This window comes from Streptomyces sp. NPDC056061 (assembly GCF_042266885.1).
Taxonomy (GTDB): domain Bacteria; phylum Actinomycetota; class Actinomycetes; order Streptomycetales; family Streptomycetaceae; genus Streptomyces.
The window spans coordinates 41288-59618 of sequence record NZ_JBHJWQ010000024.1; the positions used below are offsets into that span (position 1 = coordinate 41288).

Below are 18331 nucleotides of genomic sequence, written 5' to 3' on the forward strand. Positions count from 1 at the left end.
CCCCGGCCCCGGGTCCCCGGGAATCCCCCGATCTCCGGGAACCCGGAAGCCCAGACAAAAGCCTCCTCCTCGCCGTCAGCCGACGCCGACCGCGCTGCGGAACTCGTCCATCGTCATCGTCTTGTCGTCCGACGGCATGGAAATCGTCACTTTCGCACCGAAACCGGTGAACGTGGTGCTGCTGGTCCTCCCGTTCTGTGACGCCTCCTGCTTCAGCAGGTAGTTCGGCGACTCGGGGCTGACGAAGTAGACGTCCTCCCCCAGTCCTGCCGACACCTGGATGGCCTGCGCCTTCTTGCCGTCAACAGTCGTGTCCTTGTCCGGGGCGAACTGTCCGTCCGAAGATATGGCGAAGTAGCCGGTGCAGTCCTTGCCGGTGTCGCTGCTCACGTAGTGGTCGGAGAGCGAGGACGGAACGGTGATCTGCTGCCCCTTCTCCGCCAGCGTCGCGGCGAACAGAGGGGCGCTTATGTAGTTCTTGCCGTCCTTGCAGTACATGCTGCCGCCCTCCGTCTGCGGCGTACCGCCGACCTCCATGCGGAAGCCCTGCTTCGGGTCCCAGGTCATCTTCTGGGTGGCTCCCACGAAGGCAGTGGTGGTGCCCGTAGCGCTGAACGACGTCTCGCGCATGACCTTGTTGACCGCCTCGATGCGCGCCGAGGCCGACGATCCTCCGCCGCCGGACGAGGAATCGGATCCGTCGCCGCAGCCAACTGCGGCGCTGGCGAGCACCACGACGGCGGCGAGGGTACGGAGGACTGGCTTGGTGCGTCGTGCGAGCACGGATTTCCCTTCGGGAACGACGAGCAAAGGACGCGAGCACCCTCTCACAGGGCACCCCGATCTCCATCTGGCAGGCATGGTGCGGCGCGCACGCCGGAGGCCCTCCGCACATCCCACCCGCGAAGACGCGCAGGATGACCAACTCCGCCTCGGATAACGACCGATGGCCCCGCACAGGTGGCTGAGCCGCGCAACGATGGGCAAGTTGCCGTCTCTTGTGAGGAATTGGAAGGAAGAGTGACATCAGAAGGCTTCGGTACAACGAGGAATTCGGCACATACCCGGCTCGGCCGGCTGCCGACGACCGAGCCGGGAAGCAGCCTCGGCCAACCTCCGAGGCGGTGACGGCCGGCCTCTGAACGCGGTGACGGCGAGGTCGTATCTCGTCTTCGGCAACGATCAGTTGGGCAGGACGGCACCATGACGTCCAACCTCCACGAGAACCTCGGAGCGACTGCCGACAGCGCGCGCCGATCACGTTCACCGCGCCCGTCCACCCCTTCGACGAGGGCCCGGCGTGGACTCCGCCCGCTCCCTGGCCCGGGCAGGGTCTTGAGTAGGCTTCCCCTGTTGTGCCATCACTCGGGGGAGCTTCATTGCACAGGCCACGCCCCGGTCCCGTCCGGCAGGTCGGGCCGTACTCCGTCATCACTCGGCTCGACGCGACCGGTCCCGGCACGATGCCCGTCCCCGAGCGGCGCTATGTCGCGCGCACGGCCGACGGTGAAAACACCGTTCTGCTGAGTCTGCCGCTCGACGGCACCGACCCCGAGCGGTTCCTCGTGGAGGCACGGGCCGCCCAGATCCCGCTCGGCCCATGGGCCGCCACCGTCGCCGACTGCTCGCCGTCCGGCTCGTCACCGTGGTACGCACGCGCCTACGAACCCGTCCTTCCGCTCCCGATGGTCCTTGCCGTCCACGGCGGCCCGCTCCCCGAGGAGACACTGCGCGTACTCGGCGCCTGCCTGGCGGAGACGCTCGTCGTCGTTCATGCCGCCGGAGCGACGCACGCCGGGATCTCGCCCGCGGCCGTGCTGCTGGCCGACGACGGCCCCCGGCTCACCTGTCACGGCGCGGCACGGATCGCCGCGCCGGACGGTACGGACCGCTCGGGCCTCCCGGGGCTCGAACCGGGCAGCCTGGCCCCGGAGCAGGCCACCGGGGGACGCCCACGTCCTCCCGGCGATGTCTACGCCCTGGGTGCGGTCCTCGCGTACGCGGCCACGGGCCACACGGTTCCCGAACTCAGAGAGCTCCCCCCGTTCCTCCGCACGCTCGTACCGGCCTGTCTGGCCCGTGATCCGGCGGCACGGCCGCGGGCCCTGGACGTCCTGCACGCGCTGGCTCCCTCCCCGCCCGACGTGATCCCCTCCGTCTCCCCCAGCGCCATCGACCCCACCGTCATCGACCCGGGATCGAGAGCGTTTCCCCTGCCCGGTCGGGTGATCGCGGCCCTCGCCCGCCAGTCCGCAGAGGTCCTCGCCGCCGACCTCCCCCTGCCCACCGGAAGCTGACCGTGCTCGAACCGCTCCTCCACGACGATCCGCACCTCATCGGCCCCTACCGGCCGACCGCCCGGCTCGGCAGCGGTGGCATGGGCACGGTCTATCTGGCCCGTTCTCCGGGCGGCCGCACCGTCGCGCTCAAGACCGTGCACGCGCGCATCGCCGCCGATACCACCTTCCGCGCCCGCTTCCGCCTCGAAGTCGATGCCGCCCGTGTCATCGGTGGTCTGCACGGCGCCCGGGTGTTCGACGCGGATCCGCTCGCCGACACGCCGTGGCTGGCCACGGAGTACATCCTCGGACCGCCCCTGGACGAGGCCGTCTCCCACTGCGGCCCGCTTCCGGAGACGGCGGTGCGCGCGGTGGGTGCGGCGCTCTGCGGCGCGCTCGGCCAACTGCACGGCTCGGAGGTGGTGCACCGCGACCTGAAGCCGTCCAACATCATGCTCAGCGCCTACGGCCCGAAGATCATCGACTTCGGCATCGCCCGCGCCCTCGGCGACGACCGGCTCACGCGCACCGGAACCGCCGCCGGCACACCGGCATACATGTCACCGGAACAGGCGAGCGGACAGGAGCAGACCCCGGCCGGTGATGTGTTCGCCCTGGCAGGAGTCCTCGTCTTCGCCGCCACAGGGCACGGCCCTTTCGGCAGCGGGCAGGCCGCGGATCTGATCTACCGGGTGCGGTACGCGGACCCGGACCTCACCGGCGTACCGCCGTCACTCGCCCCGCTGCTGACCCGTTGCCTGGCCAAGGACCCGTCCCTGCGCCCGGACACGGGCGAGCTGCCGGCCGAACTCCACGACGGAACGGGCCAGTTCGCCGACCACCTCCCGGCCGCGCTGCTGGCGGAGATCGCCCGCCGCGCGGCGGAGGTCTGGCACTACCGGCCCCACCGCCTCCCGGCACCACCGGAGCAGGCGAACCCCCTGCCGGCGCCGCCCGTGCCGCGCCGCGCAGGTATGTCCCGTCGCAGGCTCCTCGGCGTCGCGGGCCTGTCGGCGGCGGTCGTGGGCGCGGGGGTCTGGACCGGGACGGAACTCCTGGGGGCGGACGCGTCGAACACCGCCGCGTCGCACGGAGAGTCCGGGCCGAAGAAGTCGGATCTACTGCGCTCCCTGTGGACTTACGACGGAATCGAATCCCAGGGATATGGGACACCGTTCTTCCACGGCGGCACCCCCGTGGTCCTGGGCATCGACCGCTGCGTGGCCCTGGACCCCACAACCGGCAAGGAGCGTTGGCAGTCCAGAAGGCTGCCGTCCCCCGGTCGGACCGCCGCCGACGGTTCCCAGGTCTACTGCGTTCTCCCGGACGACAAGAAGCGCCTGGCAGTCGTCACGCTCGACGACGCCGGCGAGCCGGACCGCGCAATCGTCACGCTGCCCGATGTGAAGGCCCTGGGTGCCTCCCACACAGCCGCCGCCCTTTTCCACGCCTCGGACGACACGCTCTATCTCGCCGCCGGACGCGACGCACAACTGGCCGGCGAGGACTGGCATCTCCTCGCGGTGGACACCGTGTCGGGGAAGGTCCGATGGCAGAGACCCTTCGGCGAGAAGAAGAAGGACGAGGAGAATCCGCGGTTCGGCAACGGCATGTGGTTCGGCAAGACCGTCGGCGACACGCTCGTTCTCGGCGGCGCATACGATTCCCTGAGGCTTCACGCCTACGACAAGCGCTCGGGAAAGCACCTCTGGTCGAGCAGCGTGTCGGACTGGATGGACGACACCACGGCGCCGGTCGCCAGCGGTGCGGAACTCGCGGACGACGGCCGGGACATGTACATCGGGGCCGGTCTCGTCCAGTCCATACGCGCATCCGACGGCACGGTCATCTGGGAGTTCGGCAGTTTCCGCGACTTCGGGGACGCCCCGTCGCTCGCCACACACTACGGAGCGCCGGCCCTCCACAAGGGAGTCGTGTACGTGGCGGAGCGCACCGGAGCGATCGTCGCTCTCGATGCCCGGCGCGGAGAGCTGCTGTGGGAAACCCGCGCCCCCGAGGTGAACGCCCCCCTTCTCGCCGTACCTCCCGTGCTCAGTGCGACCCACCTCTACTACTCGGGCAAGGCAGGGATCGGAGCGATCGACCTGCGCACGCGCACCTACGTGGGGACCGGAGGGGTACCCGTCCGGCGTCTCGCGGCCGATCCCGACAACCATCTGATCGTCGGTGTCGACGACGAGCTGGTGACGGCCCTGAGCATGGTGTAGAGCTCCCGGCCCGACGGCCGCACCCGGCGCGGAACACCCGGCCCGCGAAGGCCCGGCCCGCCCGCGCACCCCACCGCCCCAGCCCGGCTCGCCCACCCCGCCGTCGCTGGGCCGAACGCGTCGACCGCTCGCCCGCCCAACCTCGAGGAACCCCATGAAACCGCTCAGTGCCGGAGATCCCCTGCGGATCGGCCCGTACCGCCTCCTCGGTGTCCTCGGGGAGGGCGGAATGGGCAAGGTCTACCTCGGTCAGGACAACCTCGGCGGATGCGCCGCGGTGAAGGTCCTCCGCGCGGAGATGTCGCGCGACCGGAACCTGGCCCAGCGATTCGTCCGCGAGGCATGGACCGCACGGTCCGTCACCAGTGCCGGTGTGGCCCGGGTGCTGGACGCGCAGACCGGGGACGGGCGCCTCTGGATCGCCACCGAGTTCCTGGCGGGCCCCACCCTCGACGAAGCCATCGCGCTGCACGGTCCGCTGGACGACATGATGCTGCGCGCCCTGGCCGCCGAGCTCGCCCTTGCCTTGGCCGACATCCATGCCGCGGGGCTCGTGCACCGCGATGTGAAGCCCGCGAACATCGTGATGACGGCGGACGGTCCCCGCATCATCGACTTCGGCATCGCCCGACCGGAACACGGACTGACCCTGACGACCACCGGGGAAATACCCGTCACCCCGGGGTACGGCGCGCCCGAACAAGTACTCGGCCGACGAGTCGGTCCGGCCGCCGACGTCTTCTCCCTGGGAGCCGTGCTGGTGTACGCCGCTACGGGCCGACGCGCCTTCGGCGGAGATCACATCGCCGCGGTCCAGTACGAAGTCGTGCACGGGCAGCCCCAGTTGCAATTGCTTCCCGAAGCACTGCACCCATTGGTCGCCCCCTGCCTCGCCAAGGACGCCGGCCTGCGTCCGACCCCCGGTCAGATCACGGCCGCCTTCGGGCCGGCACGCCCGACACGCGGGAAGGGACACGTCTGGCGCCAGGGGCAGTTGGGGGACGTGATCGACCGGCACCTCGCGGAGGTGCGCCGGTTCGTCCCCACGGCTGCTGTTCCGGCCGCTCAACCGGGCCGGGGCCGCCGCCGGTTCCTGACCGCGCTCGCTCTCGGCGGGGCGGCACTCACCGTGGGCGGGGGCACAGCCGCCTGGCGGTTCAAGGACGACTGAGTCCCGTCCGCCGCCGGTCCGCGACGAGCAGCGGAACCGCGACGGCAAGACAGACCAGGCCGGTCGCGCACACACCGAGAGAGACCAGGAAAGCGGTTCCGGGCCCGTCGCCGCCGACGGACGCCACCGGCGTGGCCGAGTCGGCGCCACCGTCCGCTCCCCCGCCCGGTGGTGCACCGGGAGTCTCGGCCAGGTCGGGAAGCGGATAGACATCGGCCGGACCCGGATCGCCCGGCTCCTTCAGAGCGATCCGGGGCCGGACGATTCCGTAGCCGATGTAGTCGTTCCGCACGGCACCACTCTTGGGACCGCCGACCGTGTTCACCAGGACACGCAGAACCTGGTAGTTGGTCCAATCCGGGTGCTCGGCCCAGACCAGCGCGGCGGAGGCCGCGACGACGGCGGTGGCCACCGCCGTACCGCTGCTCGTGCAGAGGCCCTGCGTCCCCGCACACGCGCCGAGCACATCCTCGCCGGGAGCACTGAGCATCACCTGGGGACCGACCGCGGACGATGTGAGGGCCACCAGGTCCTTTCCCACGGCTGCGACTCCGGTGGCGCCCGGAACGGAGGCCGGACTCTTCACCGCCGCATTCGCGACCTCGGAGTCCCCGACAGCGGCGAAGACAAGCTTCCCCTTGGCCAGGGCGTATGTCACCGCGGGGCTCAGAAGCTGGTCGACACCCAGGCCGGCGCCCACCGAAATGCTGATCACCTTCGCTTCCGAATCCGCCGCGTACCGGATGGCAGGCGCCACACTGCTGGCGATCCGCACCGACCGCTTGAGGGAGTCCGGGACTTCGCTCCCGTCCGACACCTTCAGCGGCAGGATCTTCGCGCCGGGCGCGAGGCCGTACGCGCTCTCTCTTCCACCCGCACCTCTTCCGGTACCGGCGATCACCGCGGCGGCCGTGGTGCCCGCTTCGTCGTGCTTCCCCTTGGTCCCGTCGGTGAAGTCCTTGCCCGGGAGGAGTCGTCCGGCGAGTTCGGGCACCTCGCGCACCCCGGTGTCGAGGACGGCGACGGTCACGCCTTCACCGGTGCTCGTACGCCACATCGTCTCGGCCTGCATGGCTCCGAGGTGCCATTGCCGGGACAGAACGGTCGAGGCCGACCCCGTCGTGGCCGAGGCACCGACCAACAACAGCGCCGCCGCACCCGATAGAGCCGCCCGGCACCACGTCCCGCGCCCGGCGCCGGCGGACATGCCGGGGCGACGGACACGACGGAAGGCGTTCACCTGGCCGGGCCGCCCTGGTCCGGAGCACCACCGTAGGGAGCACCGGCCCCCGGACCGCCCGGCGGCGGGACCTGGGGCGCGTACGGCTGCTGCTGGTAGCCCTGCGGCGGCTGATAGGGCTGGTACGGCGGCTGCTGATAGGCGAAGGGCGGCTGATACGGCGGCGGGGCAGCGGCCGCGGCCTGCCCCCGCCGGGACCGGACGACGAAGAAGGCCACCCCGGCACCGACGACCGCGACCCCGAACGCACCCAGACCGATCCAGAGCCCGGTACCGCCACCCTGGTCCTCGGCCGCCGGGGACGCCGCAGAGGGCTTGGCACTCTCCCCGGCGCCCTCACCGGTTTTGGACGGCTCGCCGGAAGGAGACGGGGAGGCGGACTCCGCCGCGGCAAGATCGGGCAATGGGTACTCGTCGGCGGGACCGGGGTCGCCGGGATCCTTCAGCGCGATCCGGGGGCGGACGACCCCGTAGCCGACGTTGTCGTTGCGCTTCACACCATCGGACGGTCCACCAGCGGTGTTGAGCAGAACCCGCAGTACCTGGTTGTTGGTCCACTTGGGGTGCTTGGACCAGATCAACGCGGCCGACGCGGAAGCGAGGGCGGTTGCATCACTGGTGCCACTGGTTTTGCACAACTTAGTGCGCCCGATGCATCCATGCACCATGTCCACGCCTGGGGCCATGAGATCAACGTGCGGGCCGAACTGCGAGAAATCCGCCCGATACAAATTCTTCCCGATCGCTCCTACACCGACGACGCCGGGGGTAGCAGCTGGGTACTCGGCCTGGTTCCCCTCAGCAGCACTATTGCCCACGGCTGCGAAGACAAGAGCACCTCTTTCCAAAGCATATTTGACGGCGTCCGTGAGCTGCTGCGAACCCCCAATTGCGTCACCGACCGAAGCATTGATGACTTTCGCGCCGTGATCAACTGCGAAGCGAATTGCTACGGACAATCCTTCGTTGAAGTACTTGTTCCCCGTTCCCCCATTCACCTTTCCCGCGGTATCTCTCAGGCGAATCGGTAGAATTTTTACCCCTGGGGCAAGTCCGAATGAACCACCACCATCGCTCACATTCCCGGTTCCGGCAATAATGCTCGCCATTCCCGTCCCGTGATTGTCGTAGTCCGTGTGCTCGTCACCAGGGGAATCCTTCGCCAGGTCCAACCCCTTGAGTACCTGGCCTCGGAGGTCGGGGATGGATGCGTCAACGCCAGAGTCGACGACCGCTACGGTGACACCCTTCCCCGTACTCGTCTTCCACATCTGCTCGGCCTGCATCGCATCCAGGTACCACTGGTCCGAGCGAACGGTTCCCGAGTAGGCCGGGCTTGCGCCCACCAGCAGCAGAGCCGTTGCGGACAAGACGGCGAGCCCACGACGGACAACCGCTGTGCTGCTAATACGCATCCCATTCCCTGTTTTTGGTCTCGGCAGGTCAGTCGATCACCGGTGGGACAATCCGCCGGTTGCCCTGTTGCCAGGTTTCCTCATCCTCGACGAGGTAATCCGGACGTTCCCGATCATCACGACGTGACTCCCCGCCCCTCGGGCTCGTAGAGGCTCCACGCCCCACCTGTCCAGGCCCCCGACTGCCGTCTCCCGCTGCCGTACCCCGCACCAGACCGGTGCCGCCGGGCGTGAAAGGGCGAGCGCCCCCTCGACCGAGCTGATGGGGACTACCTCCCACCACTCCGCCTGTCTCGCTCGCCAGTCGGCGGCCGCCGACAATTCCGCTCTGCCCACCGCCGCCTCCGCCCATCGCGGGCCCGTGCCCCATCATCCCGCGACCGGTGGGAGTGCCCTCGCCACCGACCACCGCGGTACGCGGAAGACCTACCGTGGGGCGGCCGGGGGGCTGCGCCATCTGGCGGCCGCCCGTGATTGCGTTGTCCCGGGGCGGCCTTCCCAAGGACTCCACCATCGCCTTCCCTCCGCCCGAAGGCATCGGGGGACGCGGAACGCCCGTCGTCCTGCCGGTCCCGGGCGTCGGAGTGGGCTGCACCACCGTCCTGTCACCTGCGTGGGGAGGCAGGACAGGCGGCATGACAGGCAGGCCGCCATCGGGCTTGACCGGGCCTGGTACGCCGGGCTGAGCCAACGGAGGAGTCGGTGAAGTTGTCGTCGGCGGCGCGACCGCGTCGATCTCCATGTCGACCGGATGCGACGCAGGGCCCCCGGCCGGAGCAGCCACACTCGCGTGCGGAGTCGAAGGCACTACCGCCCCACCAGAAACTGCGTAGTCGGCTCCAGGCGCCGAAATACTCCGCGGCACCCCACCAGCGGCCCCCACCGCCGTCCCCCCACCGGAAACATAGTCACTTTTGGTGTGGTCGCTGCCTTCCTCCGCGCGTGGCACGATCACCTGCGGCGGCGGAGGGAATTTCGGCTTCTCCAGCTTTTCCATCCCCTCCTTCGACTGCTCATACGCCTGGGAGAGGTTCGTCATCGCCCTGGCCATCGCGTCGTGATCCGTGCGGAGTTCCGCGTTCAGCTGCTGCACCAGCTTCGACGCGTCCGGATCGTTCGGGGTCGAGAGAGCCGCTTCCAGGGACGCCTTCGCGTCCGGCCGGAGATCGGGCGCCGCGCCCTTGGCCGCGACGATCGCCTCAGCAGCGTCGCCAAGAGACTTCGACGCCCCACGGCCGTACTGGCCAAGGCTCAGCGTGGCGTTGGCCAGATCGGCAGTCCATGCACGGAACGAATTCGCCCCGGCACCCTTCCAATTCACCCACTGAGGGCGAATCTTCAGCTCTTCGCCGATCTTCTCGATCTCGGTCGCCGCCTTCGCCAGTCGGTCGGCCGCAGCCTGGACCGCCTCACTGTTGGCCTGGCTCAGCCACTTCATCAGCTCCTCGTGGGACTTGCCACTGAACGATGTCGTCATCCCGATCCCCCATTTTCACCCGGTGTCGAACCAACGATCCTGATCATCAGGTGCCCGCAACACTCTCCACGCCGGATGTCGGCTTGGCGGGAGTCGACTTCGTGACGCCGGGCGTCTCCTCGGGCACCGGGTTGTACACCCCGTCGTAGTGCTCCTGCGTGGCTTCCTTGATCGCGAGCATGCGGTGCCGGATGTCGATGTCGAGGTTCTCGTAGCCCTTGTGCGCCGCCAGGACCGCGATGCTCATCCCCTCAATGCTGTCCGACAGCAGCTGCGAGAGGGATTGCAGCTCCTTGACGACCTTCTCGTACGAGCCGTACAGGCGGGTCGCCTCTGCCCAGCTGCCGAACTGCCCCTTACCGATGGTGACTTCGCCCACCGTTTTCGAGTTCGCCGGGGAGTCCTTGAGGTCCCTGAGGATTTCGTCGATGCGTGTACGGAACTTGGTGAACGACTCGAGCTCGGTGACCAGATCGCCCACGGCGGTCTGGGCGACGGCTCCGATGGCCGTGACGCCGCCGAAGACGCCCAGGGCGCCGAGCCCTCCCACAATGGCCGAGTTGGCCGGAGTCCCCGCCCCCGGTTCGCTCTGTCCCACAACACCCTCCCCCGTTCAGCAACAGCTGATCAATGCTCAGGGGTTCACCTTAATCAGCCTCGATGACAATGTGCACCTCCGGGTTGCAGGTGCAACCCGGATCACGCCATCGGTGCGGGGTTCAGGACGCGGGGGCCGCCACCGCCGCCTGGGGGCGGATGGGGAGGCGGTTGATCGGGCGACCGGTCGCGGCGCGCACGGCCGCCGCGACAGCGGCCGGAGAGGTGACGACGGGCACGGCGGAGGCCGGCTTGGCGCCGAAGGGGGCGACCACGTCGCGGTCCTCGATGAGTTTGACGATGCGAATGTCGGGTGCGTCGAGAGCGGTCGGAAGGGCATAGCCGGTGAGGTCGGGGTGCCGGACCAGGCCGCGCGCGGTACGGAGGTTCTCGGTGAGGGCGGCGCCGATGCCCTGGGTGATGCCGGCCTCGATCCGGACGGCGAGCTGGGACGGGTTGAGGACCCGGCCGACGTCCTGGGCCACCGCCATCTCCACCACGCGCACGGAACCGAGTTCGACGTCGACGTCCACCACCGCACGGACCGCGCAGAAGGCGAGGCCGACGAACGCATCGCCCTGGCCCGCCCCGTCCAGCGGCTCGGTCGGGTGGGGGCGGCACTGGGCGGTGGCCCAGAGTTCCTTGCCGTCCATGGCCTCGGTGACCGTGGTGGACAGCACGCCGTCGTAGGACGTGATCAGGCCGCCGTTGATCTGCAACAGCTCCGTGGACATGCCGAACTTGTGGGCCAGCGGCTGGAGGAGCTGGGTCCGGACCATCTTGGCGGCGCGTTCCACGGCTCCGGCCGACACCCAGGTGTGACGGCCGTGGGTGGCGGGACCGGCCGGGGGCTGGTCGGTGTCGACGGGGGCCACGTGGACCTCCTCGATGCCCAGGGTCTCCTGGACGACCTGGCGGGCGAGCGTGGAGAATCCCTGGCCGGTCTCGACGGCGGCACAGATGACCGTGGCCACGCCGTCGTGCACCCTGACCGTGGCGGTGGAGACCTCGTCGGCGCCCTCCGCGCCGAGCATGTGGACCATGCCGAGTGCGTAGCCGACGCCCCGCCGCACGGCACCGGGCTCGCTCGCGCCCTCCGGACCGCCGGGGAGCAGCCAGCTGTCCTCGGGAGCGTCCTTGGGGAGCTCGGGGAGCGGGAAGTCCCGTACAGCGTCGAGGAGTTCGGCGACGGGTGCGGGGCAGGTCACCGTCTGGCCGGTGGGCAGGATGTCGCCGGTGGCCAGGGCGTTGCGCAGGCGCAGTTCGGCTGGGTCGATGCCGAGCTTGGCGGCCAGCTTGTCCATCTGGCCCTCGTAGGCGGCGCAGACCTGCATCGCGCCCTCGCCGCGCACGTGGCCGGACGGCGGGTTGTTGGTGCGGACGACCCAGCCCTCGATGAAGGCGTGCGGTACGACGTACGGGCCGCAGGCGAACGCGACCGCCGCGGCCAGCGACTCGGACGAGGAGTCGGCGTACGCGCCGGCGTCGAGCAGGATCTGGGCCTCGACCTTCACCAGCCGGCCCTCGGCGTCCGCGTGGTGGCGGTAGCGCAGCAGCGTGGGGTGGCGGTGGGCGTGGCCGAGGAAGGACTCCTCGCGGGTGGCGGCAAGTTTGACCGGGCAGCCGGTGCGCAGCGCGAGCAGACCGAGCGGCAGTTGGAAACCGGGGTCCTCGCGGTCGCCGGTCGCACCGGGGACCCCGGTGACGACGACCTTCACCCGGTCGGGTTCGAGGCCGAAGCAGGCGGCGGCGAGGTCGCGGTCGGTGTGCGGGTCGGTGGACGCGGTGTAGAGCTCCACGCCGCCGTCGGGGCGGGGCACGGCGAGTCCGGCCTCGGCGCCGATCGGGGCCGGGTCCTGGCGGCCGATGCGGTACAGGCCCTCGACGACGACCTCGCCGGTGATCTCCGGGTCGCCGTAGCAGAGCGGGATGTGGCGGATCAGGTTGCCGTCGGGGTGCAGCGGTTCGGCGGCGAACGCCTTCTCCGGGTCGGTGACGGGTTCCAGGATCTCGTACTCGACGGCGATGGCCGCGGCGGCGAGGCGGGCCGTGTCGGGGTGGTCGGCGGCGACCGCGGCGATCGGTTCGCCGTGGTGGCGCACGAGGTCGGAGGCGAAGACCGGACGGTCGATGACCTTGCGCCCGTACGCGGTCTCGCCGGGGACGTCCGCATGGGTCACGACGGCCTGTACGCCGGGCATCTCGACGGCACCCGAGGTGTCGATGGAGAGGATGCGGGCGTGCGGGTGCGGGGAGCGCAGGACGGCGGCCCAGAGCAGCCCCTCGGCCCACAGGTCGGCGGCGTAGGGGAAGGTGCCCTCGGTCTTGGCGCGCGCGTCGGCGGGCGGGAGGGAGACGCCGAGGCCGAGCGCGGGTGGCTCGGGGTCGGTGCTCCCGGCCGACGGGGCGGTGATCCGTGTACTGGTCGTGTGGGCAGCGGTGGCCGCGTCGTTGCTCACGCCATGCCTCCGTCCTGCGGCTGCGGCTGGACACCGGCGGCGCCGGGGGCCGTCTGGTGCGGGATGCTGACCTCGTCGGGCTCCGGGGACGTGGAGTCCGGCGAGGCGGGTTCGGTGTGCGCTTCGCGGCCCGCGACGACCTCGTTCACGGCGTCGAGGACGCCCCGGTAGCCGGAACAGCGGCAGAGGTTGCCGCAGAGCGCCTGGCGCGTCTCCAGTTCGCTGGGGGCGTGGTTGCCCTCCAGCAGGTCGTGGACGGTCATCGCCATGCCGGGGATGCAGAAGCCGCACTGGACGGCACCGCACTTGGCGAGGGCGCGCTGGACGTCGGACGGTTCGCCGTTCACGGCGAGGCCCTCGACCGTGCGGACCTCGCTGCCGGCGGTGGTCGCCGCGGGGACCAGGCAGGAGGCGACCAGGCGCCCGTCCACCTGGACGTTGCAGGCGCCGCACTCGCCCTGCGAACAGCCGTCCTTGGCACCGGCGAGACCGAGACGCTCGCGGAGCACGTAGAGCAACGACTCCCCGATCCAGGCGTCGGTGACGGGGCGGTCGGCGCCGTTCACGTGCAGCACGTAGGAGACGGCGGGGTGTTCGCTCGGTGCCTCGGTGCGGACCGGCTCGACGGCGGGCGTCGGTTCGACGGCTGCCGTCTGTTCGGCAGCGAGCAGCGATTCGGCGGCGGCCGGGGGCTCGGCCGCAACCGGGGGCTCGACGGCGGCCGGGAGTTCGGCACCGGCCGACGCTCCGGCGACGACCGATGCTCCGGCGGCGGACGGCTCGGCGAATCCCTGATCCGCCGGTCCCCGATCGGCGACCCCCGGCTCAACGGGCAGCGGCTCAACGGGCAGCGGCTCGGCCGACTGCGGCTCGGCGGATCGGGCCGCGGCCTCCGGTACGCCGGCGGGCTCGGGCGGCGTGGGAACCGGCTCGGCGGTTCGCGCCTCCGGCGTCGCGGCCTCCGACGGAACGTCCGCCGGGGATGCTGCCGGAGGCTCTGCCGGGTCTTCCGGCCGGGTACTCGATGCCGTCGCGCCGGTGGGCACGCCGGTGCCGGTGGAGGCGTCCGTTACGGGAGTGGTTCCCGCGTCCCGGTCCGCCGCCGTGTCGGTCGGGGCCGGGACGGGCTCGGGAACGGTGGCATCCGCGGCGGGCGACTGCGGGGGCCCGGCCGCGGGAGCGGGCCCGTCCCCGGCGGGCGGCTCCGTGACCGCCCCGGGGGTGCGGGAGACGTCCTCGTGCACCGCGGGCGATGCCTCGTCCCGTGCGGTGGGATCCGCCGCGGACGGCAGGCCCGAGGGCGCGGCGAACGGCTCCGTCGCAGGCGTGGCGCCAACTTCCGGTGCGGGTGCGGGTGCGGGTGCGGGAGCGCGTACGGGCGCGGGTCCGGCCTCGGCGTCCGCACCGGGCACGGGACCGGCGGCGAACGCGTGCCCGGTGTCGGCCTCGGGCCGGGGGCGTTCCCCGGGCTCGGGCACGGGGCCCGGCACGGGTTCCGCGACCGGCTGCTGGGCCGCCCACGGTGCGGGCGCGCCCCCCGGCAGCGTGGCCGGGGGCGTCCGGTCCTGATACCACGGGGCGGCCAGGGTCGAGGCCGCGAACTCGCCCGACTCCTCCGGGAGGTCGCCCTCGGCAACCGGAATCGTCCACTGACCGGTGGGGCCGGAACCACCGGCGTAGGCGGTGGGGGCGGTGGGGGCGTTGCCGGTGGTGTGGTCGGGCCGGGCGTCGTGGTCGGGCCCGCCCGCGGCATCGGTGCGATCGGTGTGGACCGGTGGACCGGTGAGGCCGTCGTGGCCCTCGTGGGCGCCCTGATCGATGTATCCGGGACGGTCGGCGGTGTAGTCGACGTGGCCGGTGTAATCGGCGTAACCGCTCAGGTCGGTGTGACCGCTGTGGAGGGTGTGGCCCTCGAAGTCGGCGGACGCGGTGCCACCGGGCACGAACTCACCGGAAGCCGTACCACCGGCCACGAACTCGCCGGACGCGCTGCCCCCGGTGGGGAACTCGCCGGGGGCGATGTTCCCGTGCGCGGACTCGCCGGGGGCGTCCCCGGCGGGCTCGGCGGGCCGGACGGGTTCGGCGTGTTCGATCGCGTCGGTGAAGTTCCACTGGCCCGTCGCGACCGGGGTCTCGCCGTACGTCCCCCCATAGGGCGCCTGCTGCGGATACCCGTATCCGTACGGCGCCTGCTGCTGGTTCGGATCCGGCCAGTGCACCGCGTCGGGGGCCGGAGCCGGGCCGCGGCCGCCGGCCGGCCGCTCCGCGTCGGTGTCCCGGGCCGCTCCGTCCTGGGGCCGCACGACCCAGTTGCCCGTGGACGCCGGATCGAACCCGGCCGCGGGGGTCAGCGGCACGATCATCGGCGGTACGTAGCCGTGGCCGGGCGCGGCCAGCGGGATGTCCGCCAGGTCCTCCGGCGGCAGCTGGACGAAGGCGGTCGCGTCGGCGTCGTACTCGCCGCCCTGCGGCGTCGGCTGCCAGCCCCCGTGCCGCGGCTGCGTCCGCTCCCGCTGCCCGTTGCGCTCGTTGTGGTCCTCGTTGCTCATGACAGTGCCCTCCCCAGCGCGCGTCGGGCCAGTGTGGCGACGGTACGGCGCAGGTGCAGTACGGCGGGGGACAGCGGTGGCGCCTCTCCCCCGTCGGCGGACGGTGCCTGGTCCGGGATACAGGCCGCGGCGACGTACTCGCCGAAGGCGGCCAGCGCGTCGGGGGCCAGGCCGCGTTCGCCGTCCCAGTCGATCAGTGAGGCGATCCAGCGCTCGGCCTCCAGCGGCCGCAGGGGCATCGGCGCGATGGCACCGACCGCGCAACGCACCCCGCGGCGGGCCGGGTCGAGGACGATCGCGACGGACGCGGAGGCGCGGCCGGGTCCGGTGCGGTTGGTGACCTTCAGGAAGACCTGGGGGGCGTGCAGCAGCGGTACCCGGACGAAGCCGATCAGTTCGGCGGGTTCGAGCATGTCGCGGCCGGCCAGCAGGTGCGAGACCGGGATCTCACGGCGTGCGCCGCCCGGTCCCGCGATGACGAGGTGGGCCTCCAGCGCGGCGAGGACCGGCAGCGCGTCGCCGGTCGGCGCCGCGGTGGCGATGTTGCCGCCGAGCGTTCCGGCGTTGCGGATCTGGGGCGGGCCCGCGGCGCGCGCGGCCGCGGCCAGCGCGGGGATGAGGGCGGCGAAGTCGGGCCGCCCCATGCGCGCGTGGGTGAGCCCTGCGCCGAGCAGGGCGTGACCGTCCTGGTAGTGCCAGCCGCGCAACTCGCTGATGCGGCCGAGGCCCACCAGCCCCGAGGGACGCAGCAGCCCCTTGTTGACGGCCGACATCAGGTCCGTCCCGCCCGCCACGGGAACGGCGGCAGGCATGGCGCCGAGTGCCGCCACGGCCTCGTCGAGCGAGGCCGGCAACGTCACGGACTGCGTCGCCTGCGGTGCGTGCGTGGTCAACCCAGCTGCCCCTTCCCGGTGTCCCGGCTGTCCGGCTTGTATCGCCGTACGGTACGTGCTCAAAGCCCGGACGTGGCAACTCTGGCACATCTTCCGACCGGACCGACGCGAGGGTCCACGAAGGACACATCCGTCCACGAGAGGGGAGATGCTCCCGTTTCGCACCACTTCGGGGTGAAGTGGGAATTGCGGCGGCTCGTCGAATCCGGTGCCGGTCGCGAGGTGTTCCGCACCTGTGGCGGACGCGCCCTTCCCGGAACCGGGAACGGCTCCGGCCGCCGCACTCGCCGGGAGCGCGACGGCCGGAGCCGGATGGGAACCTCGCCCCGGACCGTGCCGGGATCACACGTTCGGGGGTGGTCCCTCCAGGGGGCGTCCGGCCACTCCGGGGCGCTGCTGCCAGGGCAGCGGGCCGGACGGTGGCCGGTAGTCGACGCCGAGCGCGTCGAGTCGGGCATAGTGCGCGGCGAGGCGGCGCTCGAACGCGGCGAAGTCCCGGTCGGCGGAGGCCGGCAGCGGCGACCAGGCGACCTCGGCGAACGCGGCGAGGCGCGGGAATACCTGGTAGTCGACGCGGGCCCGGTTCTGCATGACCTCGGTCCAGACGTTGGCCTGGGTGCCGATGATGTGCCGGACCGCCTCCTCGGAGAGACCCGGGGGCACGGGTTCGAAGCGGTAGATGTCCTCCAGGGTCCGGATGAAGCCGATGGGCATCGGCTCGTCGGGGCCGCCGTCCTGACGGTGGTCCAGGTAGACGTGCTGCTCCGGGCACATCACGACGTCGTGGCCGGCCTCGGCGGCCGTGATGCCGCCCCCGTAGCCCCGCCAGGACGACACGGCGGCGCCGGTCGGCAGGCCGCCGCCCTCAAGGATCTCGTCCCAGCCGATGAGGCGCCGTCCGCGGGCGGTGAGCCAGGTGTCGAAGTGACGGATCACCCAGGACTGGAGCTCGTCCTCGTTGGCGAGGCCGAGTTCGTCGATCCGGGCCTGGGCCGCCGCGGAGTCCTTCCACTGCTCCTTGCGGCACTCGTCGCCGCCGATGTGGATGAACGGCGAGGTCCCGGCGGGGAAGAGTTCGAGGACCTCTTCGAGGACGCCCTCGAAGAAGCGCAGGGTGTTGTCGGTGGGGGCGAGTACGTTGGCGTTGATGCCCCAGGTGTCCCAGACGGAGAGGGCGGTGGTGTCGATGACGTCGGTGTTGCCCAGTTCCGGGTACGCGGCGATGGCGGCCTGCGAGTGGCCCGGGATGTCGATCTCGGGGACGACCCGGATATGCCGTTCGGCGGCGTACGCGACGATCTCGCGGATGTCGTCCTGCGTGTAGTAGCCGCCGTGCGGGGTCTCGTCCCACAGCTCCGAGGCGCGGTGGCCGTGCTTGGTGCGGCGCCGCCAGGAGCCGACCTCGGTGAGCCGGGGGTGGCGCTTGATCTCGATGCGCCAGCCCTGGTCGTCGGTGAGGTGGAAGTGGAAGACGTTCAGCTTGTGGGCGGCGATGAGGTCGAGGTAGCGCAGGACGTCGTCCTTGGGCATGAAGTGCCGCGCCACGTCGAGCATCATGCCGCGCCAGCCGAAGCGCGGGCCGTCCTCGATATGTGTGAAGGGGACGAGGCGCGGTGCGCCGGGTGCGACCGGCGCACGGCGGAAGGCTTCCGGCCCGAGCAGCTGACGCAGGGTCTGGGCTCCCCAGAAGACACCGGCCGGGCTGCCTCCGGTGATCTCGACGCCCGTGCCGGGCGCGGAGACGAGGCGGTACCCCTCGGCTTCCAGATCCGGATCGAGGGCGAGGCGGATGGTGTGCGCCCCGTCCCCGTTGCCGCCGTCGGTGTGCGCGGTGCCTGCGCCGCCGGGTGCGAGCGGGAGGCCGAAGGCGGCGCCGAGCGTGGAGCGCAGCCAGCGTTCGGTGTTCTCGGTGCCCGGTGCCGCCGTGATGGTGGTGGAGGGGGTCAGCGGGAAGCCGCCCGGTTCCGCTCCGTCGGCGTCGGCGACGCGTACGGGCGCCGGGATCAGGTTGATACCCATGTCC

The 18331-nt window shown here is 71.4% G+C and carries 11 protein-coding genes and 1 pseudogene; 3 read left to right on the forward strand and 9 right to left on the reverse strand.

Features of this window, described 5'->3' with window-relative positions:
• Nucleotides 1-75: 75 nt before the first annotated feature.
• A complete protein-coding gene (locus ACFC79_RS28100; protein ID WP_376245492.1) occupies nt 76-783 on the reverse strand; it encodes a hypothetical protein in 708 nt (235 codons plus the stop codon).
• A gap of 596 nt (nt 784-1379) precedes the next feature.
• Between ACFC79_RS28100 and ACFC79_RS28105 the strand changes: the two genes are divergently transcribed.
• The 3 genes and pseudogenes from ACFC79_RS28105 to ACFC79_RS28115 form a co-directional block, all read left to right on the forward strand.
• Nucleotides 1380-2297, forward strand: a complete 918-nt coding sequence (locus tag ACFC79_RS28105) for a serine/threonine protein kinase (RefSeq protein WP_376245495.1) — start codon at nt 1380-1382, stop codon at nt 2295-2297.
• Nucleotides 2298-2299: 2 nt separating this feature from the next.
• Complete coding sequence (locus tag ACFC79_RS28110) at nt 2300-4507, forward strand: PQQ-binding-like beta-propeller repeat protein (protein WP_376245498.1); 2208 nt, start codon at nt 2300-2302, stop codon at nt 4505-4507.
• A 154-nt stretch (nt 4508-4661) separates the two neighbouring features.
• Nucleotides 4662-5675 (forward strand): annotated as a pseudogene (locus ACFC79_RS28115) (serine/threonine-protein kinase); the annotation flags it as partial.
• Here the strand turns inward: ACFC79_RS28115 and ACFC79_RS28120 are convergent.
• The 8 genes from ACFC79_RS28120 to ACFC79_RS28155 all read right to left on the reverse strand — a co-directional run bounded on the left by ACFC79_RS28120 (nt 5665) and on the right by ACFC79_RS28155 (nt 18327).
• Nucleotides 5665-6750, reverse strand: coding sequence for a S8 family serine peptidase (locus ACFC79_RS28120; protein ID WP_376245500.1), 1086 nt, complete (start codon nt 6748-6750; stop codon nt 5665-5667). The pseudogene ACFC79_RS28115 and the gene ACFC79_RS28120 overlap by 11 nt on opposite strands.
• Before the next feature lie 164 nt (nt 6751-6914).
• A complete protein-coding gene (gene mycP, locus ACFC79_RS28125) occupies nt 6915-8333 on the reverse strand; it encodes a type VII secretion-associated serine protease mycosin (protein ID WP_376245503.1) in 1419 nt (472 codons plus the stop codon).
• Between the two features lie 28 nt (nt 8334-8361).
• A complete protein-coding gene (locus ACFC79_RS28130; protein ID WP_376245505.1) occupies nt 8362-9810 on the reverse strand; it encodes a hypothetical protein in 1449 nt (482 codons plus the stop codon).
• Between the two features lie 46 nt (nt 9811-9856).
• Nucleotides 9857-10408 (reverse strand): hypothetical protein, encoded by a 552-nt coding sequence (locus ACFC79_RS28135; RefSeq protein WP_376245507.1) that lies wholly within the window; start codon nt 10406-10408, stop codon nt 9857-9859.
• A 121-nt stretch (nt 10409-10529) separates the two neighbouring features.
• Nucleotides 10530-12866, reverse strand: a complete 2337-nt coding sequence (locus ACFC79_RS28140) for a molybdopterin cofactor-binding domain-containing protein (protein ID WP_376245509.1) — start codon at nt 12864-12866, stop codon at nt 10530-10532.
• A complete protein-coding gene (locus tag ACFC79_RS28145; protein ID WP_376245512.1) occupies nt 12863-15415 on the reverse strand; it encodes a 2Fe-2S iron-sulfur cluster-binding protein in 2553 nt (850 codons plus the stop codon). Before ACFC79_RS28145 ends, ACFC79_RS28140 begins: the two co-directional genes overlap by 4 nt.
• Complete coding sequence (locus ACFC79_RS28150) at nt 15412-16308, reverse strand: FAD binding domain-containing protein (protein WP_376245515.1); 897 nt, start codon at nt 16306-16308, stop codon at nt 15412-15414. Before ACFC79_RS28150 ends, ACFC79_RS28145 begins: the two co-directional genes overlap by 4 nt.
• 342 nt (nt 16309-16650) lie before the next feature.
• Complete coding sequence (locus tag ACFC79_RS28155) at nt 16651-18327, reverse strand: beta-N-acetylhexosaminidase (RefSeq protein ID WP_376245679.1); 1677 nt, start codon at nt 18325-18327, stop codon at nt 16651-16653.
• Nucleotides 18328-18331: the final 4 nt, after the last annotated feature.